Annotated in this window: 26 protein-coding genes; 10 read left to right on the top strand and 16 right to left on the bottom strand. The window is 74.7% G+C overall.

Features of this window, described 5'->3' with window-relative positions:
* The first annotated feature begins 320 nt into the window (after positions 1 to 320).
* From OP18_RS24075 to OP18_RS60810, 3 genes are read left to right on the top strand one after another with little or no spacing between them, the layout of a single operon-like run.
* Positions 321 to 2,768, top strand: a complete 2,448-nt coding sequence (locus OP18_RS24075) for a transglycosylase domain-containing protein (protein WP_156089721.1) — start codon at positions 321 to 323, stop codon at positions 2,766 to 2,768.
* Positions 2,769 to 2,826: 58 nt separating this feature from the next.
* On the top strand, positions 2,827 to 3,330 hold the full coding sequence (locus OP18_RS24070) for an RNA polymerase sigma factor (RefSeq protein WP_052387209.1): 504 nt from the start codon (positions 2,827 to 2,829) through the stop codon (positions 3,328 to 3,330).
* Entirely contained in the window at positions 3,323 to 4,108 is a 786-nt protein-coding gene (locus tag OP18_RS60810) for a DUF4232 domain-containing protein (protein WP_033361230.1), read from the top strand. Before OP18_RS24070 ends, OP18_RS60810 begins: the two co-directional genes overlap by 8 nt.
* Positions 4,109 to 4,249: 141 nt before the next feature.
* Here the strand turns inward: OP18_RS60810 and OP18_RS24060 are convergent, their stop codons facing one another.
* From OP18_RS24060 to OP18_RS24040, 5 genes are read right to left on the bottom strand one after another with little or no spacing between them, the layout of a single operon-like run.
* Positions 4,250 to 5,185 carry a septum formation family protein gene (locus OP18_RS24060; RefSeq protein WP_162189828.1) on the bottom strand — a complete coding sequence of 312 codons (936 nt, stop codon included), beginning with the start codon at positions 5,183 to 5,185 and terminating at the stop codon, positions 4,250 to 4,252.
* A gap of 2 nt (positions 5,186 to 5,187) precedes the next feature.
* The gene (locus OP18_RS24055) at positions 5,188 to 5,487 is read right to left on the bottom strand and encodes a hypothetical protein (protein WP_033361229.1); all 300 of its coding nucleotides are present in this window, start codon (positions 5,485 to 5,487) and stop codon (positions 5,188 to 5,190) included.
* Positions 5,488 to 5,517: 30 nt separating this feature from the next.
* Complete coding sequence (locus OP18_RS24050) at positions 5,518 to 6,348, bottom strand: SWIM zinc finger family protein (RefSeq protein ID WP_052387208.1); 831 nt, start codon at positions 6,346 to 6,348, stop codon at positions 5,518 to 5,520.
* Positions 6,345 to 6,632: a YciI family protein gene (locus OP18_RS24045; protein WP_033361228.1), complete on the bottom strand. Its 288-nt coding sequence runs from the start codon at positions 6,630 to 6,632 to the stop codon at positions 6,345 to 6,347. The genes OP18_RS24050 and OP18_RS24045 overlap by 4 nt, the downstream gene beginning before the upstream one ends.
* Before the next feature lie 16 nt (positions 6,633 to 6,648).
* On the bottom strand, positions 6,649 to 9,717 hold the full coding sequence (locus OP18_RS24040; RefSeq protein ID WP_033361227.1) for a DEAD/DEAH box helicase: 3,069 nt from the start codon (positions 9,715 to 9,717) through the stop codon (positions 6,649 to 6,651).
* Between the two features lie 129 nt (positions 9,718 to 9,846).
* On the opposite strand from OP18_RS24040, the gene OP18_RS24035 reads away from it, so the two are divergent.
* Entirely contained in the window at positions 9,847 to 12,993 is a 3,147-nt protein-coding gene (locus OP18_RS24035) for a penicillin acylase family protein (protein WP_033361226.1), read from the top strand.
* Here the strand turns inward: OP18_RS24035 and OP18_RS52940 are convergent.
* The 3 genes from OP18_RS52940 to OP18_RS24020 all read right to left on the bottom strand — a co-directional run bounded on the left by OP18_RS52940 (position 12,957) and on the right by OP18_RS24020 (position 15,663).
* A complete protein-coding gene (locus OP18_RS52940) occupies positions 12,957 to 13,481 on the bottom strand; it encodes a pyridoxamine 5'-phosphate oxidase family protein (protein WP_052387207.1) in 525 nt (174 codons plus the stop codon). The two genes, OP18_RS24035 and OP18_RS52940, sit on opposite strands and share 37 nt — an antisense overlap.
* A gap of 86 nt (positions 13,482 to 13,567) precedes the next feature.
* On the bottom strand, positions 13,568 to 14,992 hold the full coding sequence (locus OP18_RS24025) for an LLM class flavin-dependent oxidoreductase (protein WP_033361225.1): 1,425 nt from the start codon (positions 14,990 to 14,992) through the stop codon (positions 13,568 to 13,570).
* Between the two features lie 50 nt (positions 14,993 to 15,042).
* A complete protein-coding gene (locus OP18_RS24020; RefSeq protein WP_156089720.1) occupies positions 15,043 to 15,663 on the bottom strand; it encodes a hypothetical protein in 621 nt (206 codons plus the stop codon).
* Positions 15,664 to 15,794: 131 nt separating this feature from the next.
* Between OP18_RS24020 and OP18_RS24015 the strand changes: the two genes are divergently transcribed.
* Positions 15,795 to 16,493, top strand: coding sequence for a DUF998 domain-containing protein (locus OP18_RS24015; protein ID WP_033361223.1), 699 nt, complete (start codon positions 15,795 to 15,797; stop codon positions 16,491 to 16,493).
* A 43-nt stretch (positions 16,494 to 16,536) separates the two neighbouring features.
* On the opposite strand, the gene OP18_RS24010 is transcribed toward OP18_RS24015, so the two are convergent.
* Positions 16,537 to 16,932, bottom strand: a complete 396-nt coding sequence (locus OP18_RS24010; protein WP_081971040.1) for a DUF2267 domain-containing protein — start codon at positions 16,930 to 16,932, stop codon at positions 16,537 to 16,539.
* A 155-nt stretch (positions 16,933 to 17,087) separates the two neighbouring features.
* Between OP18_RS24010 and OP18_RS52935 the strand changes: the two genes are divergently transcribed.
* The 4 genes from OP18_RS52935 (at position 17,088) to OP18_RS23990 (ending at position 19,608) form a co-directional block, all read left to right on the top strand.
* On the top strand, positions 17,088 to 17,711 hold the full coding sequence (locus OP18_RS52935) for an Hsp20/alpha crystallin family protein (protein WP_052387206.1): 624 nt from the start codon (positions 17,088 to 17,090) through the stop codon (positions 17,709 to 17,711).
* A gap of 102 nt (positions 17,712 to 17,813) precedes the next feature.
* Positions 17,814 to 18,758 carry a DnaJ C-terminal domain-containing protein gene (locus tag OP18_RS24000; protein ID WP_033361221.1) on the top strand — a complete coding sequence of 315 codons (945 nt, stop codon included), beginning with the start codon at positions 17,814 to 17,816 and terminating at the stop codon, positions 18,756 to 18,758.
* A complete protein-coding gene (locus OP18_RS23995; protein ID WP_033361220.1) occupies positions 18,755 to 19,039 on the top strand; it encodes a chaperone modulator CbpM in 285 nt (94 codons plus the stop codon). Before OP18_RS24000 ends, OP18_RS23995 begins: the two co-directional genes overlap by 4 nt.
* A complete protein-coding gene (locus tag OP18_RS23990; RefSeq protein WP_033361311.1) occupies positions 19,039 to 19,608 on the top strand; it encodes an HdeD family acid-resistance protein in 570 nt (189 codons plus the stop codon). Before OP18_RS23995 ends, OP18_RS23990 begins: the two co-directional genes overlap by 1 nt.
* Positions 19,609 to 19,614: 6 nt before the next feature.
* Here the strand turns inward: OP18_RS23990 and hpxZ are convergent, their stop codons facing one another.
* The 6 genes from hpxZ to OP18_RS23960 form a co-directional block, all read right to left on the bottom strand.
* Entirely contained in the window at positions 19,615 to 19,995 is a 381-nt protein-coding gene (gene hpxZ, locus OP18_RS23985; RefSeq protein WP_033361219.1) for an oxalurate catabolism protein HpxZ, read from the bottom strand.
* Between the two features lie 86 nt (positions 19,996 to 20,081).
* Positions 20,082 to 21,755: a SulP family inorganic anion transporter gene (locus tag OP18_RS23980; protein WP_033361218.1), complete on the bottom strand. Its 1,674-nt coding sequence runs from the start codon at positions 21,753 to 21,755 to the stop codon at positions 20,082 to 20,084.
* A 3-nt stretch (positions 21,756 to 21,758) separates the two neighbouring features.
* Complete coding sequence (locus OP18_RS23975) at positions 21,759 to 22,439, bottom strand: cysteine hydrolase family protein (protein WP_033361217.1); 681 nt, start codon at positions 22,437 to 22,439, stop codon at positions 21,759 to 21,761.
* A 9-nt stretch (positions 22,440 to 22,448) separates the two neighbouring features.
* The gene (gene biuH, locus OP18_RS23970) at positions 22,449 to 23,147 is read right to left on the bottom strand and encodes a biuret amidohydrolase (protein ID WP_033361216.1); all 699 of its coding nucleotides are present in this window, start codon (positions 23,145 to 23,147) and stop codon (positions 22,449 to 22,451) included.
* On the bottom strand, positions 23,144 to 24,874 hold the full coding sequence (gene atzF, locus OP18_RS23965) for an allophanate hydrolase (protein WP_033361215.1): 1,731 nt from the start codon (positions 24,872 to 24,874) through the stop codon (positions 23,144 to 23,146). The genes biuH and atzF overlap by 4 nt, the downstream gene beginning before the upstream one ends.
* Positions 24,875 to 25,094: 220 nt before the next feature.
* A complete protein-coding gene (locus tag OP18_RS23960) occupies positions 25,095 to 25,739 on the bottom strand; it encodes a GntR family transcriptional regulator (RefSeq protein WP_033361214.1) in 645 nt (214 codons plus the stop codon).
* 98 nt (positions 25,740 to 25,837) lie between these two features.
* Here OP18_RS23960 and OP18_RS60805 point away from each other — a divergent pair, with 98 nt between their 5' ends.
* Entirely contained in the window at positions 25,838 to 26,446 is a 609-nt protein-coding gene (locus OP18_RS60805; protein ID WP_052387204.1) for a hypothetical protein, read from the top strand.
* Positions 26,447 to 26,459: 13 nt separating this feature from the next.
* Here the strand turns inward: OP18_RS60805 and OP18_RS57480 are convergent, their stop codons facing one another.
* Entirely contained in the window at positions 26,460 to 26,636 is a 177-nt protein-coding gene (locus tag OP18_RS57480; protein ID WP_156089719.1) for a hypothetical protein, read from the bottom strand.
* Between the last annotated feature and the right edge of the window lie 39 nt (positions 26,637 to 26,675).

The following is a 26,675-nucleotide window of genomic DNA, read 5'->3' as shown; positions in this document are numbered from 1 at the left end:
GGACCGGGCAATGGTAACCGCCGGCCTCCCGCCGCCGGCCGTCGCGGGAAGTCGGAAGGCCGTCGCGGCGCGGCCTGCCCTGTGTCGCCCTCCCCGTCACTGAGCGTGAGTGGGACTGCCGTCGATCGCGGATGCCTCTACGCTCGGCGCCATGCGTGCGCAGCGGCGGGCGACGACCGCGCCGCTGCCGGCGATGACGCTACGTGAGTTCCGTGAGGTGAGCAGGCACGCCGCGGCGGGCAGACATGGCCGCGGCCGGACGCACAGACGTGGGGGCGACACGCGTGGGACCGATCCATTCCGGTGAGCCGGAGCAGCCGATGACGGGCAGGGCGAGGGTGCCGGCGCCACCCACCGGTGACGGGCCGTCGACCGGCCGGGCGTCCGTGCCCGGCGCCGCCCCGCCACCGGCGCGCGGCGCCGCCCGGGCCGCGGTGCCCGGCGCCGCGGTGCCCGGCGCCGCGGTGCCGGTGGCGCGCGCCGCCGTGCCCGCGCCCGGCGGTGCGGCGGTGCCCGTCGCGCGTGCCTCGGCGCGGGTCGGCGGCCCGCCGGCCGACGTCCCGCCGGACGCCGGGGCGGGCAGGCCGTCGCCGGGTGCCCGCGCGAAGCGGCGCCGCCGGCGCAACGTCATCATCGCCTCGATCGCCGCGTTCATCATGCTCACCGGGATCGGCCTGGTGACCGGCACGTACTACTTCGACCGGGTGGAGCTGCCCGACGACCTGACCCTGGAGCAGTCCACGTCGATCTACTACGCCGACGGCCCGCTCATGGCGCGCATCGGCAGCAAGAACCGCACGGTCGTCACGTTCGACGACATCCCGCTGCACGTGCAGCACACGATCAGCCAGCAGTACGCGCGCAAGTGGGCCGAGCTGGAGGGCGTCACCTACGGCCGGAAGGTCCGCGAGGCCGTCATCGCGCTGAAGCTCAACAAGCAGTACAGCAAAGAACAGATCATGACGATGTACCTGAACATCATCTACTTCGGCCGCGGGGCGCACGGCATCCAGGCGGCGTCGTACGCCTACTTCAACAAGTCCGTGAAGGACCTGACGGTCGCCGAGGGCGTGGTGCTCGCCGGGGTCATCAAGAACCCGTCGGGCGACAACGACAAGGGCAGCCCGGCGGACCCGACGGTCGACCCGGTCAAGGCGGAGGCCCGCTTCGACTACATCCGCAAGCAGATGGTGGCGCTGAAGTTCGTCTCGGAGGCCGAGGCGAAGGAGAAGCTGACGATGCCCACCACGGTGATCACGCAGGCGCAGACGCGGGCCAACAACGCCGTGGCCAACACCGCCCTGGACAAGCCCGAAGGGCTCGTCGTGCACCACGTGCTGGAGGAGGTCGCGGCGCTCACCGACCCGAGGACCGGCGCGCTGCGGTACGAGGACGTCGACCCGCAGGGCAAGAAGAACTTCGACAAGGTCCGAGACGGCGGACTGAAGATCATCAGCACCGTGGACTCCAGGATCCAACAGGTCGCGGTGCAGGAGGCCAGCGCGAGCAGCAAGGACTCCAACATGTACGGCCAGAAGCCGAACCTGCAGGCCGCGCTGGTCGCGGTCGAGCCGGGCACCGGCGCGGTCAAGGCCTACTACGGCGGCGACAAGGGCTCCGGCAACGACTACGCCGGCTACCACGTGGATCCCGTGCTGGGCAACGGACAGCCGAGCTGCTGCGGCGGGCACCCGCCGGGCTCGACGTTCAAGGTGTACACCCTCGCGACGGCGCTCATGGCCGGGTACAGCATCGACTCGTTCTGGAACGGGGTGCCGCAGGACTTCCCGGGCCGCACGGCGGCGCAGAAGAACCAGATCAAGAACGCCACCGAGGGGCGCATCCCGGACTGCAAGTCGGGCTCGGGCACGTGGTGCACCCTCCAGGAGATCACGGTCCAGTCGCTCAACGTGCCGTTCTACGCGATCACGCTGGAGCTCGGCGCGGACCGGGTGATCGACACCGCCCGCGCCGCGGGCATCACCAGCATGTGGGCGACCGTCGAGGGCGAGCCGCTGCCGGTGCGCAAGGACCTGACCAAGCTTTCCGGCAAGGACGTCGCCCCGAAGTTCTTCGGCAACGAGGTCGGCTTCGGGCAGTACCCGATCACGGTCCTGGACCACGCCGGCGGCATGGCGACCTTCGCCGCCCGGGGCGTCGCGGTGAAGACCCACTTCCTGAAGGAGGTGTGGGAGAAGGAGCAGCGCACCTTCGCCGAGGTGCTCAAGCCGCAGCGGATCCCCGGCTTCAACGAGGGCATGGCCGACGACCTGACCGCCGTGCTGCAGGGCGTGCCGGAGAAGTACAGGCTGAAGGCCGCGCACGGGTACCCGCTCGCCGGCAAGACCGGCACCTGGCAGCTCGGCAACACCACTTCCCAGGGCAACGCGCACGCCTGGATGGGCGGGTACGTGCCGCACGACAAGGCGAAGAACTCACCCGGGCTGGCCGCCGCGGTGTGGGTCGGCAACAAGGGCGACGAGGTCGCGATCAAGGACAAGGAGAACGAGAACATCATCGGCGGCAAGCTGCCCGGCCCGATCTGGCGCGACTTCCTCGACGGCGCCCTGACGAAGGTCAAGATGCCGAAGGTGTCGTTCCGCCCGTCGGCGGGCGTCGGCAGCAAGGACGTCGGCACCGGCGTCTCGCCCGGGCCGAGCGCCCCCGTGCAGAACCCGACCCCCGGCCCGAACCCCAGCCCCGGCCAGAGCCAGCCGGGCCAGAGCCCCAGCCCGAAGACCAGTCCGAGCCCGAGCCGCCGCAACTGACCGGCGCGCTGCCACCGCCCGGCGCCCTCGCGCGTGTCTCTACGCGATTGGAGGTGCCATGGACGAGACCACGTTCGACGAGTGCTACCGGGCGACGGTGCGCAGGCTCGTGCAGTACGCCTATGCGATGTGCGGCGACGCCGAGGTCGCGCAGGACCTCGCGCACGAGGCGTACCTGCGGGCGTGGCAGCGCCGGCGCAGGTTGGCCGGGTACGAGGACCTCGAGGCGTGGCTGCGCCTGGTGGTCACGCGGTTGAGTGCCGACCGGTGGCGGCGGCTCGCCGTGCACCGGCGCACCCTCGCGCGGCTGCGGCCGCCGCCGCCGGCGCCGCCGCCGTCCGACGACACGGTGCTGCTGGTGAGGGCGCTGCGCGAGATCCCGGCGCGGCAGCGGCAGGCCGTGGTCCTGCACTACCTGGTCGGGCTGTCCGTGGCGGACGTCGCCACGGAGATCGGCACGTCCGCCGGCACCGTCAAGTCCTGGCTGGCCAGGGGGCGCGCCGCGCTCGGGGCGCACCTCGGCGGCCCGGCATACGCGGGAAAGGAGCACGGCGATGCGTGACGACGAGCTGTACGCGCGGTTCGACAGGTTCCGGCTTGACAGCGGCGACCTGGCCGCCGGTGATCCGGCGGCGCTGCGGGCCGCGGCCGAACACAGCGGCCGGGTCCGGGCCTGGTCGGGCGCGGCCGTCGTGGCGGTGGCGGTGCTGGCGGTGGTGGGCACGGCGGTCGCGGTCGCCGGGCCGCCGGCGGCGTCTCCCGCGCCCGGCACCAGCGTCACCGCCGGCCCGGCGGGCAGCCCGACGCCCGCCGGCGGTCCGACGGGGGGCCCGACCGGTGGGCCGGCGGCGCCGGACCTGACGTCGTCGCCGGCGAGCCCGCCGGTGACACCGTCGACGGTCGCGCCGCCGCTGCCGTGCCCCGCCCGGGACCTGACCGTCGCCACGTACGGCGGTGACGGCCACTCCGGCGGCGGTGTGACCGGGGTCGGCCTGACCAACACCGGCGACACGGTGTGCCGGTTGTCCGGGGCGCTGGACGTGGTGTGGGTCGACGCGGCCGGCCGGCGGCTGCCGACGACCGCGACGATCACCGACGGCGGGCGGTCGACGCTGTCGCTGCGGCCGGGCGCCACCGGGTACTTCGGGGTCGTGGTGGGCAGCGTGCCGGCGGCGGACGAGGGGGGCGCGCCCTGCGACCCGCCGGCGGCCGGGCTGCGGATCACGCCGCGCGGCAGCGGCGGGTCGGTGCTGCTGAAGGGCAGCTGGCGGGCGTGCGGCCACGGCCGCGTCGAGATCGGTCCACTGAGGGCGACCCGCGACCCGAACTGGCACGACTGACCGGTCGTGCCCGGCCGGACGGTCGGCACGAGGCGGACCGCGGCCGCGCGGGTCGGCGGCGTGCCGGGGCGGTGAGGGCGCCGCGCCCGTGCGGTCCCGGCCGCTCCGGCAGCCGGCGCCGCGCTCGCGCGGTCCCCGCCGCTACGGCAGCCGCTTGGTGCCGAGGCCGCGGACCGAGGCGCGCAGCGGTGTCTTCGTCGACACGTTGAGGAAGCAGTGCGCGGTGCGGTCGCCGAGGGCCCACTGGCTCGCGGTGAGGCCGGTCCAGAAGGTGTAGATGTCGGCGCGCTGGTACAGCTGGGTCTGCGAGATGCCGAGGAACTCGGCGATCCTCAGGTAGCAGGCGTCGCCGGCGAGCTCCTTGAGCCGCTGCTGGGCGGGGTAGTCGCCGGCGGGTGCGGTCCACGCGCCGACGAACTCGGTGTCGTGCGGGACGTCGCAGGTGACGGGCTTGACGGCGTCGACGGAGCCGTAGAAGCCCTTGGCGTCCAGGTCGCCGCCGGTGAGCCGGACGCAGGTCAGCGCGAGGGGGCGGTCCTGGGCGGCGCCGCCCAGGCCGCCCCTGACGCTGCCGGTGCGCTCCAGCGGGGCGAACAGGTCGTCGGCGGCCTCGGCGATCCCGCACAGGTACTGCCGGCCGCCGGCCTGCCAGACGGCGGCGGTGGGCAGGCGGAAGACGGGGAAGAGCCGCCCGGTGCGCCAGTCGCCGCCGAGGTACGCCGCGGCGGCCTTGTCGCACTCGGCGAAGGCGGCGCGGCTCTGGTCGCTGTCCCAGGCGGGCGGGGCCGGGGCGTCGGATGCGGTGCCGGCGCCGACGACCTCGACGGTGTGCGGCTCGGCGCACGCGACCTCCGGCAGCGGTGCCGCCGGCGGCTCGAACGCGCTGACCGCGCCGCTCAGGCAGGTGCCGGGCGGCGGCGGGGCGTAGGAGGCGGCGGGCAGCGCCGACCAGTTGTCGACGAGGTTGCCGTCGGTGCCGGCCGGGCCGCCGCAGCCGGCGAGCACCAGCAGCGCGACGGCCAGCAGCGCGGAGGCACGCGCGGGCGCCGGGTCCGGCGCCGCGATGCCCCGTCGCACGGTCAGCCGCCGTGGGCGGGACGGTGGACGACGACCTCGGAGGTCTTGTCGTCGCCGGGCTCCTCCCGCAGGAAGTAGACCGCGCCGACGGCCCCGGCCAGGCAGAGCACGATCAGTGTCGCCACGATCACGATGAGCGGGACCACGAGCCGGTCCCGCGGCGGCCGCGCCGGCGGCTGCGCCCCGAACGCCGGCGGCTGCGCCCCGAACGCCGGGGGCTGCGCCCCGAACGCCGGGGGCGGAGGTGGCGGCGTGCCGTGGTAGGCGGGATCCGGTGGCCGCTGCTGGTACGGATCCGTCATGCGCCCGACCCTACCCGAAGGCGCGCGCCGCTACCGGTACCAGCCGCGCAGGGCGGTGAGCAGGTCCCGCCCGCCCAGCGCCGGCGGCGGGGTCGGCAGCTGGCGCAGCAGCAGGTCCCGCCCGGCGACCGCGGCGGGCTCGGGGTCGGCGAGCGGCACCGGCGGATACCAGAACCGCTCCAGCTCGACGTCCGGCTCGGCCATGTCGGCCAGGGCCCGGGCGGCGCCGGTGAGGACGGGCGCGGCGGCGGCCGGGGCCGTGGCCGCGGTGCCGGTGCGCAGGGCCCGCAGGTTGGCCAGGAGCGTGTCGCGGGTCCGGCCGCGCCACAGCAGGATCTGGAACGGGTCGGCGTCGAACCGCTCGGCGAGCAGGTAGAACGTGGCGGCCAGGTGCTTGCACGGCACCGCGGCGTCCGGGCAGGAGCAGCGCATCAGCAGGTCGCGCACGCGGGCCGGGAACAGCGGCGCGTCCGCCGCGGCGAACACGTCCTCGACGTGCGGGGGCAGCTCGCCGGCGAGGAGCTTCGCGGCGCCGAGGGCCTCGGCCGCCAGGGCCGTCTCGACGCGCTGCCACACGTCGTCGTCGAACACCTGCAGGGCGATGCTCACCTGGTACGGCGCCGGCCGGGAGCCCTGCACGACGGCCGAGACGACGCCCGGGTCGACGCTGAGCGACAGCACCTGGCCGGCGCGGGCGTAGTTGCGGCCGCGGGTCAGCCGGGTGCCGAGGGCGAAGGACTCGAGCACGCCGAGGAACCGCTTGCTCCACCAGCTCTCGCCGATGGCGCCGCGCGCGCTGCGGGCCCGGATCCCGCCCTCGACCTTGACCGTGCGGGAACCCCAGTACTCCGGGGTCGTCACGCCTGCAGGGCCTCCAGCCCGGGCGCGACCACGCGCGGGACGAACTCGACGATCTCGTAGGCGGCGAGGTGCTGCTGTACGAAGGGGTCGAGCGACAGCCGCGCGTCCAGCTCCGGCCGGGGCACGCCGGCGGCGAGGATGACGCCGCCCTTGCGCGGGACCTGCGCGCCGGAGGCGAGGAAGACGCCGTCCGCGTACTGGGTCTCCAGCCACTCGCGGTGCGCGGGCATCGCCTCGTCGATCCGCTCGACGTCGACCAGGTAGCTCAGCGTGATCACGAACACCGGTGCAGTCTACGGGCTACTCGACGACGGCACCGGCCTCCAGGGCCAGCAGCGAGCGCAGCTCGGCGGTGGACAGCTCGGTCAGCCACTGCTCGCCGGTGCCGACGATCTTCGCGGCCAGCCCCCGCTTCTCGGTGATCATCGCGGCGATCTTCTCCTCCACGGTGCCGGCGGTGACGAACTTGCGGACCTGCACGGCGCGGCGCTGCCCGATGCGGAACGCCCGGTCGGTCGCCTGGTCCTCGACGGCCGGGTTCCACCAGCGGTCGACGTGCACGACGTGGTTGGCGGCGGTGAGGGTGAGGCCGGTCCCGCCGGCCTTCAGCGACAGCACGAACACCGGCGGCGAGGCCGGCGTCGCGGCCTGGAACCGGGCGACGAGCGCGTCGCGGGCCGGCTTGTCCAGGCCGCCGTGCAGGTACGCGACCTCACGGCCGAGCCGGGCCGACAGGTGGGCGCGCAGCATGCCGCCGAACTCCGCGTACTGGGTGAAGACGAGGGCCCGCTCACCGGCGGCGAGGACCTCGTCGAGGATCTCCTCCAGGCGCAGCAGCTTGCCGCTGCGCCCGGCGAGCCGGCTGCCGTCGCGCATCGCGTGCGCCGGGTGGTTGCAGATCTGCTTGAGCCGGGTCATGGTGGCCAGCACCAGCCCGCGCCGGGCGACGCCCTCGCTGCGCTCGATCTTGCCGAGCATCTCGTCGACGACCGCCTGGTAGAGCGACGCCTGCTCGCGGGTGAGGTTGCACAGCACCTCCATCTCCAGCTTCTCCGGCAGGTCGGAGATGATGCTCCGGTCGGTCTTGAGCCGGCGCAGCACGAAGGGCTGGGTGATGCGGCGCAGCCGGGCGGCCGCGTCGGCGTCGCCCCGGCGCTCGACGGGCTCGGCGAAGCGCTCGCGGAACTTCGTGGCGGTGCCGAGCAGGCCCGGGTTGGCGAAGTCCATGATGGACCACAGGTCGGCGAGCCGGTTCTCCACCGGGGTGCCGGTGACCGCGATGCGGTGCCGGGCCGGCAGCCCGCGGACCGCGACCGCCTGTTTCGTCGCGGCGTTCTTGACCGCCTGCGCCTCGTCGAGGACGAGCCGGTGCCACGACAGCGACTTCAGCGCGGCCGCGTCGCGCGCGGCGATCGAGTACGTGGTGATGACGAGGTCCGACGCGGCGACCGCGGCCCGGAAGTCGGCGCCCCGGGCGCGTTCGGCGCCGTGGTGGACGTGCACCCGCAGCGCCGGCGCGAACTTCGCCGCCTCCCGCTGCCAGTTGCCGACCAGCGACATCGGGCACACCAGCAGCGTCGGGCCGGGCGCGTCGCGGGCCAGCAGCGCCAGCAGCTGCACGGTCTTGCCCAGGCCCATGTCGTCGGCGAGGATGCCGCCGAGACCGGCGGACTCCAGGAAGGTCAGCCAGCTCAGGCCGCGCAGCTGGTACGGGCGCAGGCTGCCCTGGAACCGCTCGGGCGGCTCGGCGGCCGGCACGCGCAGCTCGGTCTCGCCGGACAGCAGGTCGCCGAGCCACCCGTCCGCGGTGACCTCGACCACGGGCAGCCCGCCGGGGCCTTCGGCGTCGCCGGCCAGGTGCAGCAGGTCCGCGACCGTCATCGCGGCGTCGTCGCCCTGCCGGCGCATGATCTCCAGGCCGGCGGCGAGGCGGCGCGGGTCGAGCTCGACCCACTGTCCGCGCAGCTGGACCAGCGGCGCCTTGAGGTCGGCGAGGCGGCGCAGCTCGTCCGCGGTGAGCGGCTCCCCGCCGATGGCCAGCTCCCAGCGGTAGTCGACGACCGAGCCGAGGCCGACCGCGCTCGCGGTGGCGACGGTGCCCGGCTGGGTGGCGGGGCTGCGGGCGGTGAGCCGGGCGCCGAGGCGGGCCTGCGGCTTGCGCCACCAGCCGGGCAGCAGCATCCCGAACCCGGCGCCGGCCAGCAGTGGCGCGTGCTCGCTGAGCAGCTGGTGCGCGCCGGTGGTGTCGAGGGTGAGCCCGGCCGGGCGGGCCGTGCGCAGCGAGTCCTCCAGCGCCGGGTACAGGCGGCTGGCCCGGCCCAGCTCCGCGAGGAGGGTCTCCTGCGGCGCGGGCACCTGCCACTGCGACAGCTCCAGCGGGCCGGGCGCCTGCCAGACGGTGCCGGCGTCCACGACGAGGCTCGGCTCGTCGGCGGCCTGCAGCGCGAACTCCAGCCGCCAGACCGGCTCCTCGTCGCCGGCGAGGGCCTCGGCGATGGTGCCGGGCTCGGGCGGCTCGACCAGCCGGAAGCAGGCGCGGACCGCGCCGCCCACGGCGTCGGCCTGCCAGGCGAGCAGGTCCGCGCGCAGCGCCGCGACCTCGTCGGCCGGTCCGGGCACGGCGCGGTCCGTGCCGGTGAGCGCGGCCAGCCAGGCGCCGGCGACGCCGGGGACCCGCTGCGTGGCGGGGGGCAGCACGGTCCGGGCGGCGGCGTCGACGAGCGTGTCGAGGACCTCGGTGAGCAGCGCCGCCCGCGACGGCGCGCCGCCGAGCGCCGCCTGCGGCAGCGCCAGCGCGAGGGACCGGGTGTACGCGGCGTCCTTGCCGGTGAGCACGGGCACCCAGCGCGCCTCGGCCGGCCCGGCGGGCGCAGGGCCGGTGGCGGTGGTGGCGCCGGGCCGGGCGCCCGGGTCGGTGAGGCCGGGCAGCATCCGGCCGCGCTGGACCAGCGACCCGGCGAACTTCGCGACCGTGGCCAGGGCGCGCACCGAGTCGCCGAAGACGATGTCGTCGTCCTCGCCGGCGGCCGCGGTGATCGCGACCAGGGTCGAGCGCAGCAGCGCGTAGGCGTCGTCGGGGCCGTACTCGACGGTGTCGACCGTCCACTCGCCCGGCTGGAGCGGGGCGTCCGAGGGTGTGCGCCGCGCCTGGGCGGCGGGGGACGGCTCGGGCAGGCCGCCGCGGGTCGGCAGGGTGAGCACCCGGGTCGCCGGCCGGCCGGTGTCCTCGTCGAGGCGCAGCCCCCGCACGGCGAACGGGTGCGCGGGCGCGCCGCGGGTCCTCCGGCGCGGCGGGACCGGGGGCTGGTCGGTGTCCTCGGCCCAGAGGCAGAGGCGAGCGTCGAGCCAGGCAGCGTGCACGACGATCACCCGGGCGAGCCTAGCCGAGCGCCGCCGACACGACCGGCTGAACCTCTGTTCAGCGATGGGTGTCGTTGTTACCATCCGGTAACCCTAGTCATTTTCATGTTGACTCGCAGCCCCCGGAAGGGATCCGCCATGTCCCTGTCCCTGCTGAAACGTGCCGCCACGGTCCTCGTCCTCGTCGCGGGCGCCCTCGTCGCAACCCCCGTGCAGAGCTCGGCCGCGGTCCTCCTCCCCACGGACTACTGCCTCGACGAGTGCGACGACATCGTGCCCCCGGGCCAGAACGGCAACGCCACCCTCGCCGACATCCTGGCCCACCAGGCCCTCGGCTTCCGCCCGCCGCACTCGTCGGACCAGCTGGCGAAGTACGCCGGCCTCGTCTCGGCGTACACCGGCCTCACCGGCGAGCAGATCGACCGCTTCTACAACAGCGCCTCGTTCGGCGTGCCCGCCGGGCAGGTCGAGCGCACCTACAGCCCGCGCGGCGACGTCACGATCGTGCGCGACAAGTCCGCCGGCGTGCCGCACGTGACCGGCACGACCCGCGCCGGCACCATGTTCGGCGCCGGCTACGCGGGCGCCGAGGACCGCCTGTTCGTCATGGACCTGCTGCGCCGGGTCGGGCGAGGGCAGCTCACCCCGTTCGCCGGCGGCTCGCCCGGCAACCGCGAGCTGGAGCAGAGCATCTGGCGCAACGCCCCCTACACCGAGGCCGATCTGCAGACCCAGGTTGAGCAGCTGCGGACCAAGGGCCCGCGCGGCGCGCAGCTCTACACCGACGTGCAGGACTACATCGCCGGCGTCAACGCCTACATCGCCGCCTGCATGGCCGGCCGCAACTGCCCCGGCGAGTACGTGCTGACCGGCCACCTCGACGCGGTCACCAACGCCGGCGGGCCCGAGCCGTTCAGGATGACCGACCTCATCGCCATCGCCGGCGTCGTCGGCGGCCTGTTCGGCGGCGGTGGCGGCGGCGAGGTCGAGTCGGCGCTGGTCCGCGTCACCGCCCGGGCCCGCTACGGCACCGCCGAGGGCGACCGGCTCTGGGCGGCGTTCCGGAGCCAGAACGACCCCGAGGCGGTGCTCACCCTCCACAACGGACAGTCGTTCCCGTACGGCGCCGCCGACCCGGACGCGCCCGGCGTGGCCCTGCCCGACGCCGGCAGTGTCACCGCGCAGCCGGTCGTGTTCGACCCGACCGGCTCCAGCACGAGCGGCGTGCAGGTCGGCCCGGCCGCGCGCGGCGTCGGGGCGAACCGGCAGGGCATGTCCAACGCGGTCGTCGTGGACGCCGCGCACTCCGCCACCGGCCATCCGATCGCCGTGTTCGGCCCGCAGACCGGCTACTTCTCCCCGCAGCTGCTCATGCTGCAGGAGCTGCAGGGGCCCGGGATCAGCGCGCACGGTGTCGCGTTCGCCGGGCTCAACCTGTACGTGCTGCTCGGCCGCGGCCAGGACTACGCGTGGAGCGCCACCTCCGCCGAGCAGGACATCACCGACACCTACTCGGTGCCGCTGTGCAACGTCGACGGCTCCGCGCCCACCACCCAGTCCCAGGCGTACCTGTACCACGGCACGTGCACCCCGATGGAGGCGCTGACCCGCACGAACGCGTGGACGCCGACGCTCGCCGACAGCACCCCGGCCGGCTCGTACCGGCTGACCACCTACCGCACCAAGTACGGGCTCGTCGCGTGGCGGGGCCGGGTCGGCGGCGTGCCGGTCGCGTTCACCCGGCTGCGCTCCACGTACCGGCACGAGGCGGACTCCGCGATCGGGTTCCAGGCCTTCAATGACCCGGCCGCGATGGGCTCCCCGGCGGCGTTCGTCGCCTCCGCGTCCGAGGTCGGCTACGCGTTCAACTGGTTCTACGTGAACGCGACCGACACCGCGTACTACAACTCCGGCGCGAACCCGGTCCGCCGGGCCGGCGCGAACCCGAACCTGCCGACCCGCGCCGAGGCCGCCTACGAGTGGCAGAACTGGAACGCCGACACCAACACCGCCGACTACGTCCCGGTCGCGCAGCACCCGCAGTCGGCCGGCCAGGACTACTTCGTCAGCTGGAACAACAAGCAGGCCGCCGGCTACAGCGCCGCCGACGGCAACTTCAGCTTCGGCGCCGTGCACCGCGCCGACCTGCTCGACCGGCGGATCAGGGCGGCGCTCGCCGGCGGCGCGAAGGTCGACCGGGCCGCCGTGGTGCGCCTGGTCGAGGACGCCGCCGTCACCGACCTGCGCGCCGAGAGCCTCCTGCCGGAGCTGCTGCGCATCCTCGGCACCGGCGACCCGAACGCGGCGAAGCTGGCCGCGTGGCAGGCGGCCGGCGCGCGGCGGGTCGAGACCAGCCCCGGCTCGCACGTGTACCAGCACGCCGACGCGATCCGCCTCTTCGACGCCTGGTGGCCGGGGCTGGTCGCGGCGGCGTTCCGGCCCGGGCTCGGCGACGACGTGTACGCCGCGCTCACCGGCGCCCTGCAGATCGACGAGTCACCGTCGGGCCACACCGGCGCCGCCGCCGGCGGCGGGTCGCTCAACCAGTCGCAGGCCCACAAGGGCTCGGCGTTCCAGTACGGCTGGTGGGGCTACCTCGACAAGGACCTCCGGGCCGTCCTCGGCGACCCGGTCAGCGGCGGCCTCGGTCGCACCTACTGCGGCGGCGGCGACCTCGCCGCCTGCCGGCAGGTGCTCGCCTCGACCCTCGCCGCGGCGGCCGCCGAACCGGCCGCGACCACCTACCCCGGCGACGCGTCCTGCGGCGCCGGCGACCAGTGGTGCGCCGACAGCATCGTCCAGTCGCCGCTCGGCGGCATCACCCACGACAAGATCTCCTGGCAGAACCGCCCCACGTACCAGCAGGTCGTGTCATTCCCGGCGAAACGCGGCGACGACCTGACCAACCTGGCCCTGGGCCGCAGGGCGACCGGCAACGGCACCTTCATCGGCTTCAGCGCCGGCGCCGCCGTCGACGGCGACCCGACGACCCGCTGGGCGAGCTGGTGGAGCGACGACCAGTCGCTGAGCGTCGACCTCGGCTCGGCCCGCACGCTGCGGCGGGTGATCCTGCGCTGGGAGGCCGCGTACGGCGCCCGCTACCGGATCGAGGTGTCGGCCGACGGCACCACGTGGACGGCGGTGAGCACGGTCGAGGCCGGCAACGGCGGCACCGACAGCGTGACCTTCGCCCCGGTCACCGGCCGCTACGTGCGCATGGCCGGGGTCGCCCGGGCCACCGGCTACGGCTACTCGCTGTGGGAGCTGGAGGTGTACTCGCGGTAACGCGCCTCCCGGTGGCGGCCGACCTCCCGGTGGGGGTCGGCCGCCGCCCATGTGACGTGCTCCCCGGCCCGGCTCAGCACGCACGTCTCGACGTGCAGCTCGACCAGCACGTGCTGGCCGAAGCCGGGCGGCGGGCCGGACATGCCCCGCTCGGCCAGGAACGCGGCGGCGACGCTGCGCCGCAGCGCCTGGTCGCGGGGGAACCTGGCCCGGCCGGTGAGGTAGAACGCCTCCTCGCCGTCGTGCAGCGGGAACGTGTGCAGGGCGAACCGGTCGTCGCGCAGCAGGTCCTCGAGCTTCGGCGACACCGTCAGCAGCGTGTAGAGCCCGTCCTCGACCAGCAGCGGGCTGACCGGGTGGACCCGGGGGCCGCCGTCGGCGCGCACCGTGCCGAGATAGGCGAGGCCGACGCCGCTGCGGTACAGCAGCGCCCGGCCGGACGAGGCCAGGCCGGGCGCCGAGCGGCGGAAGCGCCCCCACGAGAGCATGGCAGCCAGACTGGCGTACCGCCGGCGCCCGGGTCAACTTCGCCGCGTGACGGGTTTTCGCAGCATCCGCGCCGCCGCCCGGCCGGTCAGCGGAACGCCGCCATCACCTGCGCCATCGGCGCCATGCACTCGGGGTCGGCCAGGCGGACCATCGCCTCGCCGACCCCGGCGTCGGCCAGCTGCCGGAACCGGCCGACGTGGTCGGCGACCGTGCCGGCGTTGACCTCCTTCGCGTACGCCTCCCGGGACCGCCGGCCGCGGCCGCGCTCGACGAGGTCGTCCAGGTGCCGGTCGTCGGCGGCGACGAGCGCGGTGCCGAGGTGCGTGAGCCGGGTCGCCGGGTTGTAGCCGCGCAGGACCTCCGCCTTGCGACGCACCGTGGCGAGGTCGCCCATGACGTTGGCGGCGTCGGCGTAGGCCGCGGCCAGCCGCAGCGTCCTGCGCTCGCCGTTGCCGCCGACGATGACCGGCACCCGCTCCTGCACCGGCCGCGGGTAGCACAGCGCCTCCGGCACCGTCAGCCGGCGCCCCTCGAAGCGCGGGCTGCCCTTGCCCCACAGCAGCGGCAGCAGCCGCAGCGCGTCCTCCAGCAGCTCGTAGCGCTCACCGACGGCGGGGAAGTCCCAGCCGTACGCGACGTGCTCCTCCTTGAACCAGGCCAGGCCGAGCCCGCAGACGGCCCGCCCGCCGCTGAGCACGTCGAGCGTCGCCACGATCTTGCCCAGGTGCGCGACGTTGCGGTACGTCACGCCGGTGACCAGCGCGCCGAGCCGGACCCTCGTCGTGCACGCCGCGAGGTAGGCCAGCGTCGTGTAGCTCTCCAGGAAGTCCTCCCAGGCCCGCCCGAGCTGCGGGATCTGCCGGAAGTGGTCCATCACGTAGATCGCGTCGAAGCCGGCCGCCTCCGCGTCGGCGGCCACCGCGCGCACGTCGACGCCCTGGAAACGGCCGATGTGCAGGCCGAACGCCAGCCGCGCCGGGTCCTGCTCCTGGCGGCGCCGGGCCTCGGGGGCCGCCACGAACGCCTCGGGCACGGTGCGCGCCGGCGTCTGCAGGTGTACCGCGTCGAACCCCTCCGCCGGCAGCAGCTCCCGCGTCGCGGCCCAGGCCCGCAGCTGCTGGGTGAGCACGTCCGCCGGGATCCGTTTGGTGGTCCTCGCCCGGTTGCGGGCCCGGCACTGCGCGGCCGGCGTGTCGAACGCGATCGCCACGACCGGCAGCCCGTGCGCCTTCGCCGCGGCCACCCAGCCGGCCCGGCGCCCGGCGTCGAGCCCGAGGGTGTCGATGACGGTCGTCAGCCGCCGCCGGATCCGCTGCGCCACCACCGTTTCCAGCAGCGCGAACGCGTCGGCGCTGGCGGTGAGGTCGTCCTCGCCGGCGCCGACGAGGGCGCGCAGCCGGTCGCTGCTGACGATCCGGTCCGCGGCGAAGTGCGTCTGCGCCCAGGTGGACTTGCCGGCGGCACCGGGCCCGACCAGCACGACCACGCAGGGCTCGGGAAGCGTGAGCACCCGGGAAGTGTCCCACCCACGAGGAGCAGACACCGGCGGCGCCGGCGCGCTCAGCGCAGCAGGCGACGGACGGCCTGGGCGATGAGCGGCACGGCGCGGGCCTCCAGCTCGGCGCCGCCGTCGCGGACCAGCGTGGCGCCCAGCTCGGTGACGCGGCAGCGGGCGACCGCGTGCCGGAACGCCGCCACCGGGTACCCGCCGCGCGGCTCGGCGAGCAGGCCCGTGTTCCACTCGCGGGTCTCGGCGACACCCTCGACGGGCCGGGTCCACTCGAAGCGGCCGGCGAGCCACAGCGTGCCGACCTCGATCTCGTCGATCTCGACGCGCTCGCCGCCGAAGCGCAGCTTGACCGTGCGGCGGCGCTGCTCGATGACCGGCAGGGCCGCGACGCCCTTCGTGGTCAGGTCGCGGACCGCCTGGCCGGACATGATCCAGCGCTGGTCGTCGCCGAGGCGCTGCACCGGCCCGACGTCGCGGGCCGATTCGCCGGTGGTCCGGTCGGTGCCGGCGGCGGCGTGGCGGCGGGCGGCGCAGGGCTCGCACAGCGCGGCGTAGCCGTCCCCGGTGGCCGGGTTGCGACCCTGGTGCGACATGCAGAACGCGGTCCGGCAGTCCCGGCACCGGCCGACGGCCAGCACACCACAGTCGTCGATCCCGCACTCGGCAGCCATTGCAGCGACGATACCGGCAGCCGGCGCCGGCCGCCGCGTGCGCGCCACCCCCACGCGGTGGTGCCCGCATCACCGCCGGGTCTCGTGGCCGCGCCATCGATCCGCGGGCCGTCCCGACCGAGCCTGGAGGCATGACACTCGACACCACGTACCAGCCCGATATCGCGGCGCGCCCGGCCGGCCGGACCGGCGCCGTCCTCGCCCGCGTCGCGGTCACCGGCATCGCCGGCTTCTTCGCCGCCCTGGTCCTCGCCACGGTGCTGCAGCCGCCGGCGTACGACAGCGTCCGCGACTACGTCAGCGGTCTCGCCGGGGTGGGGGCGCACCACCCTTACGTGATGGTGACCGGCTTCGAGCTGGCCGCCGCCGGCCTGCTCGCGACGGCGGCGGGGCTCGCCGTGCGGTTCCGGTCGGTCTCCGCCGGCATCGCCGCGTTCCTGCTGGCCGTGTCGGCCGGCGCGACCGCCGTGGCCGGCCTGGCCCGCTTCGACTGCACGTTCAACGACGCCGCCTGCGCCGCGAAGCTCGAGGTCGCGATCAGCCAGCACGCCGTGGTCCACGGGCGGGCCGCGCTGCTGGTCTTCGTCCCCGCGATCCTGTGCACGGTCTTCATGGCGGTCGCGGTGCGGGGCAGACGGGCGACGGCCGTCCTGGCGGTGACCGCGGCCGTCGAGCTGGCGCTGATGCTGCTCACGGAGGAGGCGGGGACCTCGTACACCGGACTCTTCCAGCGCCTCGTGCTGCTGTTGCTGCTGTGGACGCCGCCGGCGGTGGCCTTCCACCCGAGGTTCGCGCCCGGGTCCGTGCGGGTGCCCGTGTCGCGGTCGTGACGGGAGGGACCCCGTCCGCGGTGCGAGCGGGGTCCCTTCCGCGCTAGACCGGCAGCAGGGACCGGTCCGACTCGGTCAGCGCCAGGATGTCGCTGGTGAGCGGCGCGTACACGCGGCGCAGCAGGGCCGGGTCGCAGGCGCTCGCGACCGCCGCGAAGACGGCCCGGGCCAGGCGCTCGGCGAGGGCCGGTGGCACCGCCGCCCGGGCCGCGACGTCGGCGAGGAAGTCCAGGTGGACCTCCTGGTCGTACAGGTGCTGGTAGGACCACAGGGGTTCGGCGAGCGTCGGTGGCAGCTCCGCGGCCAGGTGGTGCACCCAGCCGTCCGGCAGGCGGTTGGCCAGGGCGTGCAGGACGCCCCGCAGGGCACGCCGGGTCTCCTCCGCGGTGGCAAGACCGGTCTTCTCGCGGACCTCCGTGATGAACACGTCTTCATACATGCCGCGAACGCTGCCGATCGCACAGGTGAAGCACCATCACCAGCAGGGAGCGAACGGCCGCACCCGCCCCGGTCATCCGCACCGGGTGGGACGGGCTCACCTCCGGGACGCCCAGCATGGCCGCGTACATCCCCTCACCGTTGGGAGACACCCCGATGGCATTCCTGGTGACCCGACCCGGCCGAGCGTTCACGTTCCCGGCGGCGGCGATGCCGCGCATCGGTGGCGTCCCGGTCGACATCGAGGAGACCGCCGACGCCTACCGGGTCGATCTGGACCTGCCCGACGTCGACCCCGCCGACGTGCGGATCGACCTGCGGGACAACGAGATCCGGGTGGCGGGCAACTACCGTGCCCGGGTCCGCACCGGCACGATGCACCACCGTGCGCGGCAGGAGGGCGAGTTCGAGTACCTCATCGCCCTGCCGGGCGACATCGACGACGACCAGGTCGAGGCGAACCTCGACAGCGGCGTGCTGAGCATCATCGCGCCGAAGTCGCGCGGCGAGCAGACCCGGCGCATCACCGTCCAGTCGGCGCCGGCCCGGCCGGGCCTGCAGCAGGCGGCCGGTGGCCGGCTCGAGCAGCAGCAGGCGCGGACCGAGAGCGGACCCGCCGACACGCCGGCCGCGCAGGCGAAGCAGATGCGCGAGCGCCAGTCCCAGCCGGGGACCACGGCGCAGCCCTCCGGCGGCAGCGGCAGCACCGGCACGACCGGCACCGGCGGCAGCGCCGGGATCGGCAGCACCGGGCAGGTCGGGCGCAGCGGCATGCGCTGAGACCGGGCCCCACCGCACCGTGGAGGCGCGCGACGAGGCGGTGCCGGCCCCCACGGGGCCGCCCGCCCACCGTCGCGGCCGGCGCACCAGTTGGGGGGACCGATGCCGGTTGACACCCGCGACTACTACGCAGACCTCGGCGTGCCGAGGACCGCCCGGCGGGAGGAGGTCCGGCGCGCGTACCGGGACCTGGCCCGCCGGCACCATCCGGACGTGAACCGTGAGCCCGGCGCGGAGGAACGCTTCAAGGCCATCGCCGAGGCGTACCAGGTGCTGTCCGACCCGCGGCGGCGCCGCGAGTACGACGCGAGCCAGGCGACCGCGGAGGACTGGCTCGGCAGCCTGTTCCAGGGTGGCCTCGGGGGCCTCGACGGCGTCGCCCAGGCCCGCGGCGCGGCCGAGGCCGGGCGCCGGCCGGGCCCCGGCCGACCGGGTCCGGGGCGCCGCCAGCCGCCGTTCAACCAGCCGGGACCCCGGGACCGGCCCACCCCGGACGGTCCGGGCCGCCCGGGCGCGGACAACGAGGCCGGGCTCGCCGTCTCCGTCGAGGACGCGTACCACGGTGCCCGGCGCACCGTCCGGCTGCCCGGCCCGTCCGGGCGGCCCCGGCAGTACACCGTGGACGTCCCGGCCGGCGTCGCCGACGGGCAGCGGATCCGGCTCGCGGGGCAGGGCGCGCCCGGCGCCGACGGCGGGCCGTCCGGCGACCTGTACCTCGTCGTGCACCTGTCGCCGCACCCCCGGTACAAGGTGCGCGGCCGGGACGTCATCGTCGAGCTGCCGGTGGCCCCGTGGGAGGCGGCGCTCGGCACGTCCGTGCAGGTCCAGACGCCCGGCGGCCCGGTGCGGCTGGACGTGCCCGCGGGCTCCTCGTCGGGGCGGCGGCTGCGGCTGCCCGAGCTGGGCCTGCCCAACCCCCGGGGCGCCGCCGGCGACCTGTACGCCGTCCTGCGCATCGTCGTCCCGCCGAACCTGTCCGGACGCGAGCAGCGGCTCTACGCGGAGCTCGCCGCGGCGTCCACCACCGACCCCAGGAGCTCGGCATGACGTTTCCGCTGGTACGAGCGGCGCGGCTGCCACTGGACGCCTTCGCCGCCGCGGCCGGGGTGCATCCGGACCTGGTCACCCGACTGGTGGCGCTCGGCCTCGTGGAGGTCACCACCGGCCCGGCCGGGACACCGGGGTTTCCGGTCCGGGAGCTGGCGACCGTGGCCCGTATCCGCCGGCTGCACGACGACCTGACCCTCAACTACGCCGCCGTCGGCGTGGTGCTGGACCTGCTCGACCGCATCGACGAACTCGAAGACCGACTCGCTAGGAGGGCATGATGCTCAGAAGAGAAGCGTGGCTGCTCGGGGTGCGCGGGGTCATCGCCATCGTGTTCGGCATCCTCGCGGTCATCTGGCCCGGGGTGACGACGATCGCGCTGGCGCTGCTGTTCGGGATCTTCGCGATCGCGACCGGCATCGAGCAGATCGTGCACGCGGTGCGCCCGTCCGCCGGCGCGACGAACCCGGTCACGGGCTTCGCCGACGGCACCGGGCCGCGGGTGGCCCGGGTGGTCGCCGGCCTGTTCGGGCTGGCCGCGGGCGTCCTCGCGATCGTGTGGCCGGGGATCACCGCGGTCGTCCTGGCGGTGCTCGTCGGCGCGTGGGCGATCGTGACCGGCGTGGCCGACCTGTGGCTCGCCACCCGCCAGCACGGCGGCTGGACCCTCGCCCTGGTCGGCGCGATCTCCGTGGTCGCCGGGCTGTTCGTGGTGATCCGCCCGGCCCAGGGCGCGGTCGCGATCGCGTGGGCGATCGGCCTGTACGCGATCGTCAGCGGCGCCCTGCTGCTGTTCGCCGCGTACCAGCTGACCCATCAGGGGCGCGGCCGCCTCTCCGCCGCGCACTGACCCGGGCTACGGCGACTCCTGCGATACGTGGGCGTGCACGATGCGCCAGCCCTCCGGGAGGCGGACCCAGGTCTGGGACTGCCTTCCGGGGCGGTCCTCGCCGCCGGGGTAGTCGAACATCGTGGTGACCGTCGCCAGGTCGGTGCCGAACGTGGTGACGCGGGTGTCGTACAGCCGCCGGCCGGGCGGCAGCGGCGCCTGCGCGGCCCGCCACGCCCGCAGCTGACCGGCGCCGGTCTGCCGGTCGGCGATGCCGAAGCGCACCACGGCGGGGGAGTCCCAGAACGCCTCGGCGAGCGCGGTCGTGTCGTTGGCCACGAGCGCCTTCTCGTACGCCTCGAAGGCCGCCGTCACCTCGGCGACGACGTCGTCCCGGTCGATCCGCACGGCGGTCCCCTCTGCTGCGAGCGGCTTGCGATGACGGTGGCGCGCGGTGGTCCCCCGGGAGGAGGGACCACCGCCCGCCGGTCGGACTATGTCGCCGGTGCCGGCTCGGAGGCCGGTGCGGTGGAGGCCACGGGCGCGGTGGCCGGCTCGGCCGGTGCCGCCGCCGGTGCCGGGTCCGGTGCCGGGGCCTCGCCGTGCAGGCGGTCCAGCTCGATCTCGTCGGCGTCCTTGGCCCGCGGCTCGGGCCGGCCCAGCGCGAACAGGCCGCAGACCACCGCGATGAACAGGTAGCCGAGGGCGACCTGACCGTTGGCGTTCCAGGCGACCTTCTCGCCGTGGATCAGCCCGACGAAGGACAGCACCGAGCCCGACAGCGCGAAGATCCCCGCGTGGATGAAGCGTTTGTCGATGATGAACGCGACGATCGAGCCGAAGACCAGACCGGCGAGGATCGCGCCCTGGCCGAGGGTGAGCAGGCCGCCGTAGATGACGCCGTTGCCCTCCAGGGCCGCGTCGCCGACCTTCGCGGCGTTGGTGCCCGCCGCGGCCAGGGAGTTGTCGATCTGGCTGGTGGCCCACTGCGCGATGTTCGGGATGAGCGCCGCGATCACCGCCGCGGCGTGCGCCTTGGGGGAGAACTGGAACGCCTGCGCGCCGATCAGCAGGCCGATGTAGAGCAGGATCGGCACGATCGCCGGCAGCGGGAAGATCGCGCCGAGGAAGCCGAACAGGCCGAGGAAGCACAGTACGGCGATGACGATGCCGGTGGCCATCGAGTACCCGCTGCCGCCGCCGGCCTTCTTCCAGCCGGGGTGCCCGACGTACACGGCCGGCGGGAACGGCGAGCCGAGCGCCGCGCCGATGATCGCCCCGGCCCCGTCGGCGAGCAGGACGCTGCGCAGGTTGTAGTTGTCGCCGGCGGCCGCGGCGCTCTCCACGTTGGACATGCCCTCGGTGAAGTTGTAGACGCCCAGCGGGATCGCCGTGGCCAGCAGCGGCGCCACGTCGGACAGGCCGGAGGTGAGCAGGTCCAGGTGCAGGCCGGGCAGCGCGAAGCCGATGTCGTCGACGGCGGCGCTGACCGCGTTGCCGTCCATGGCGCCGCCGGCCCAGCCGACCGCGGTGCCGACCAGCAGCGCGGCCAGGCCGATCGGGAAGTTGCCGGGCAGCTTCGTGTCGGTGAGCAGGCCGATGAGCAGCAGCGCGAACACCGGTAACGCGACCCACGCCAAGTCCCACATGCGAGCGGCCGGCAGCATCGAGATGAACGTGATGGAGATGCCGGCCAGGGTGCCCAGCAGCGCGGCACGCGGGGCGTACCGGCGGATGTAGGGGCCGACGAACGCGCCGACGAGCACGATGAGCCCGATGATGAACGCCCACGCCAGGCCGGCCTTCCAGGCCAGGGTCGGGTTGTCCGTCTTCAGGTACACCGGCAGCATGATGACGAAGATGACGATGAACATGTGCGGCACGCTCGGCCCGTAGGGCAGCGCGGTGACGTCGGTGCGGTGCTCCCTGCGCGCCAGCCGCCGGGCCAGGAACGTGTAGTAGACGTTGCCGGCGACCAGCGCGATGCCCAGCGCCGGCAGGATCGCCTGGAAGACGTCGCCCTTGCTGAGCTTGACCACGAACAGGCACAGCGAGGTCAGCGTCAGCACGTTGACGAGGACGTTGACGCCGAAGCCGAAGAAGGCGTTGGTGTCGCCGCGGACCCACCACGGGATTTTCAACGATGCGGTGTCGGTGCTGGTAGCCATGACTCACGTCCTCTGCAGAGACGGTTGCAGTGCCGCGACGAACGCGGTGGACGGCGCGACCCAGCCGAAGATGCCGCCCTGCGCGGCGATCATCGCCAGGCCCGCCTCCTGGAACTCCGGGAAGTACGAGCCGACGCAGTCCGACAGCACGAGACACTCGTAGCCGCGGTCGTTGGCCTCCCGGACGGTGGTGTGCACGCAGACCTCGGTGGTCACGCCGGTGACGACCAGGCTGCGGATCCCTCGTGCGGCGAGGACGTCGCCGAAGGAAGTGTTGTAGAACGCGCCCTTGCCGGGCTTGTCGATGACCGGCTCCCCGTCGGCCGGGGCGAGCTCGTCGATGATGTCGTGGCCGTACTCGCCGCGGATGAGGATGCGCCCCATCGGGCCGGGCGCGCCGATGCGCTGGCTGGGCTCGCCGCGGTTGAGCTTCGCCGGCGGGCAGTCCGACAGGTCCGGCAGGTGCCCCTCGCGGGTGTGGATGATCGTGAGGCCGGCGGCGCGGCAGGCGCGCAGCAGCGCCGCGGTCGGCGCGATGACGCGGCGCAGCTGGGCGACGTCGTTGCCGAGCGTCTCGCCGAAGCCGCCGGGCTCCATGAAGTCGCGCTGCATGTCGATGACGACCAGCGCGGTCGTCGCCGGGTCGAAGGTGAAGGGTCCGGGAAGTGCGTCGAGCGTGGCCATCAGGCCCCCTCAGTCGGAGACGGTCGCCGCGATCACGTCTTCCGACGTGGCGACGCAGCCGAAGACCCCGCCCTGCATGGTGACCATGTGCAGGGCGGCGGCGTGGTTGGACGGGTCGGTGGCGCCGGTGCAGTCCGACAGGATCAGGCACTCGTAGCCGCGGTCGTTCGCCTCACGCATCGTCGTGTGTACGCACACGTCGGTGGTGATGCCGGTCAGGATGATGTGCGTGATGCCGTGCGTGCGCAGGACCAGATCGAGGTTGGTGGCGTAGAACGCGCCCTTGCCGGGCTTGTCGACGATCACCTCGCCGGGGACGGGTGCCACCTCCGGCACGATCTGCCAGCCGGGCTCGCCCTTGATGAGGATCCGCCCGCACGGCCCGGCCGAGCCGATCTCCGCCCCGATCCGCGCCGAGCGCCAGCGCTTGTTGGGCGGCAGGTCCGACAGGTCCGGGTCGTGCCCCTCCCGGGTGTGCACGACCAGCATGCCGAGCCCCCGCACGTGGTCGAGCAGCTTCGCGGTGGCGGGCAGCCCCGCCCGGGTCAAGCCGATGTCGTAGCCCATGCTGTCGACGTAGCCGCCCGGGCCGCAGAAGTCCGTCTGCCAGTCGATGCACAGCAGCGCCGTGCGTCCGACGGGGACGGAGCCGTCGTACGGCCACGCGTAGGGCCTGGCCCCCACGACCGGCCCGATGGTTGCGGTCATTGCCCCTCCTCTTGCCGGTGTGCCCGAAAGCCCCCGCTCGCGGTGATGTCCTGGGCGTCGGCGGCCGCGTACGCCTCGCAGAGGAAGCCCTGCACGGTCTCACCGTCCACGGTGGACAGGTAGCCGATCGACAGCGGCGGCTTGACGCTGCTGAGCAGGGCGCCGACCGAGCCGCTCGGCAGCCGCCAGATCTCGACCTCGATCCGCGCGCCCTGCCCGGCGCCGACCCTGACCAGCCCCGGCACGCCCGTCGGCAGCCGGTACAGCCGGTAGCACGCCTCGGTCCGCGTGGTGCGCGCGAACCGCCCGCCCAGCGCGACCAGCTCCGCGTTGCGGGCCTCGCCGCGCAGGTGATGGCCGGCCACCGCCAGCTCGACGGTCGTCGCCGGCGTCTCCGGCACGGCCACCGTCTCGCCCCGGAACGCGGCGGCGAGCCCGAGCAGCGTGCCCTCGGCGAACGCCGGCCCGATCAGCGAGAGGCTCGCCGGGCGCCCCTGCGGGGTGGTGCCGTTGGGCACGGTGACGACGGCGAGGTCCAGCAGGTTCGCGAACTGGGTGTAGCGGCCCAGCACGGCGTTGCGGCGCAGCGGCTCCTCGGCGATCTCGTCGAGGGTGAACGTCGTCGGCACGGTCGGCAGGGCCAGCACGTCGACCGCGGTGAACAGCCGCGCCGTCGCCGCCTTGAGGACCTGCAGCCGGTGCTGGGCGCGGAACGTGTCGGCGGCGCTGAAGCGGCGGCCGCCGCGCAGGATGCCCAGGGTCAGCGGCAGCACCGCCTCGGCGTGCGCGTCCAGGAAGTCCTCGAGGTCGGCGAGGCGCTCGGCGACCCACGGCCCCTCGTACAGCAGGCCGCCCGCCTCCAGCAGCGGCGTGAGGTCGACCTGGGTGGCGGCCGAGGTCAGCCGGGCGGCGGTGAGGCAGCCGGCGACGTACCGCTCGGCCTGCCCGTGGTCGCCCTCGAAGTCCAGCACGTCGGGGCGGGCCACGCCGAGGCGGACGGCCGCCGGTGGGAGGCTTTCACCGGTGGCCGCCCGCGACCAGGGGTCCTCCGCGGCCGGTCCCCGTGCCACGTCCAGGACCGTGCGGGCGTCGGCGACGTCGACGGCGAAGATGGAGACGCAGTCCAGCGACCGGCAGGCGGGGACCACGCCGGCGGTGCTGAGCAGGCCGCGGGTCGGCTTGAGCCCGACGATGCCGTTGAGCGCCGCCGGTACCCGCCCCGAGCCGGCGGTGTCGGTGCCGAGGGCGAACGCGACGGCGCCCGACGCGACCGCGACCGCCGAGCCGGAGCTGGACCCGCCGGCGATGAGCCCGCCGCCGAAGACGCTCTCGACGGCGCCGTACGGGGAGCGGGACCCGGTGAGCCCGGTCGCGAACTGGTCCAGGTTGGTCTTGCCGACGAGCATCGCGCCGGCGGCGAGCAGCCGCTCCACCACGGGCGCGCTGCGCGCGGGCGTGTACGCGAACGCCGGGCAGGCCGCGGTCGTCGGCATCCCCGCGACGTCGATGTTGTCCTTGACGGCGAACGGGACGCCGTACAGGGGCAGCGCCGGGTCCAGCGGCTCGCGGGCGCGGGCGCGCAGCGCGCCGGCCGGCACCCGGCTGATCCACACGCCCGGGGCGGAGGGTGCGGCGATGACCTGCTCGGCGACCTCGGCCGGGGTCAGCTCGCCGCGCGCGTACGCGTCGCGGAGGTCGGCGATCCCGAAGGTGGCGAGAACGGTCATGCTGTCGATTGTCGACAGTTCTGTTACGCCAAACCGCGGCCCGTGTAACGCGTCGATGTCCGGCGATTACTACCCGACAGTCGCGGGTTTGTGATCACGGTCACTGTCACTGTGGCGCCACGACCACCAGCCGCACGGTGCCCGTGATAGCGCCCTGACCGCGGAGCCGGCACGGCAGGATCCCGCCACCCCTCCGCGGGCCTGCCGTGCCCCGCGGCGCTCAGGGCAGGTAGGAGCGGGCGCCGTGGTCGTCGAGGGCGGCCAGCACCGCCGCGGTGTCGCGGGCCGAGACCGCCTCGAACAGCCGCTCGTGCCGGTGGACCCCGTCGTGCGGCCGGGCGACCTCGGCCTCGCGGCGCAGGTTCAGCGCCATGTACAGCTGGATCTTCACCAGCACCGACTCGTAGACCTGGGTGAGCTGGCGGTTGCCGGCGAGGGCGACCACCGCGACGTGGAACTCGCGGTGGGCGGTCGCCACGTCGAACTGGTCGCCGCGGGCGTCGGCCTCCTGCATGGCCTTCACCGCCGCGGCGACGCCGGCGAGGTCGGCGTCCGGGGGCGTCGCGGTGACCGCGTGGCGCTCCAGGACGTCGCGGACCGCGTAGAGCTCCTGGATGTCGGCGGCGGACAGGGTGGCGACGCGGACGCCGCGGCGCGGGACGTGCTCGACCAGGCCCTGCTGGGCGAGCAGCCGCAGGGCCTCGCGCAGCGGGGCGCGGCTGATGCCGAACCGTCGGGTCAGCTGCTCCTCGACCAGGCGCTCGCCCGGGTCGGTGACGCCGCTGAGGATCTCCCGGCTCAGCCGTGACACCGCCAGCTCGACCAGGCTCGCACTGGCCAGCTCGTCGGACGCACCGGGGTTCACCCGCCCAGTGTGGCAGACCGGCACCCGGTCAGCCGTTCTGGAGCCGGTGCAGCCTCACAGGGGCCTGCCGGGTGGATCGGTGCCGGTAGCCTGCTCCCATGACGCAGCCTCCCTACGGTCAACCGGACCCATATCAGTCCAATCCGTATGGCCAGAGCCCGTACGGGCAGCAGCCCGCCGACCCGTACGCGCTGCCCGCCGGGCAGCAGCCGATGTCGGGTCCGCCGTCCTCGTCGCCGCCCGGGTCGAGCCCGCCGTACTCGCCGACCTACCAGCTGCCGGTGTCCGGCGCGCCGACGTCCGGCGGGTACGACCCGTACGGCCAGCAGGCCGCCTACGCCCAGCAGGCCGCCTACGGCCAGCAGCCCGGGTACGGGGTGCCGGCCGGGGCCGCGGGCTACGACCCGGCGACGGGGCTGCCGTACTCGGACAAGTCGAAGCTGGCCGCCGGGCTGCTGCAGCTGCTGCCGGGCCTGTTCCTGGTGCTGGGCGGCATCGGCCGGCTCTACGCGGGCAACACCGCGATGGGTGTCACGCAGCTCGTGCTCAGCGTCGTGGTCGGCTGGACGTCGTTCTGGTGCGGGTTCCTGTTCTGGATCCCGTTCCTGGTCGTGTTCGGCCTGTGGGTGTGGTTCGTCGTGGACGGCATCATCCTGCTCACCGGCCGCCCCGTCGACGGCCAGGGCCGCCCGCTGCGCCCGAACTGACCGGCGGCGCCGCTCAGGCGGTCCCGACCCGGCGCAGCAGCCGGTCGGCGGGGCCGAAGAAGCGATGGCCGAGCACGCAGTGCAGACGGACGTGCTCGACCGGGCCGCGGGTGCTCACCACCAGGCCCTCGGTGCGGGTGATCGCCGGCAGTCCGCACTCCGGGCAGTCCACCAGGTTCGTCGTCGTCATACCGGAACACACGCGGGGCCGGGCCTTCGGGCTCGGCCC

The organism is Dactylosporangium aurantiacum, from assembly GCF_000716715.1.
Classification (GTDB): Bacteria; Actinomycetota; Actinomycetes; order Mycobacteriales; family Micromonosporaceae; genus Dactylosporangium; species Dactylosporangium aurantiacum.
This window is presented reverse-complemented; position numbering and strand designations above follow the sequence as displayed.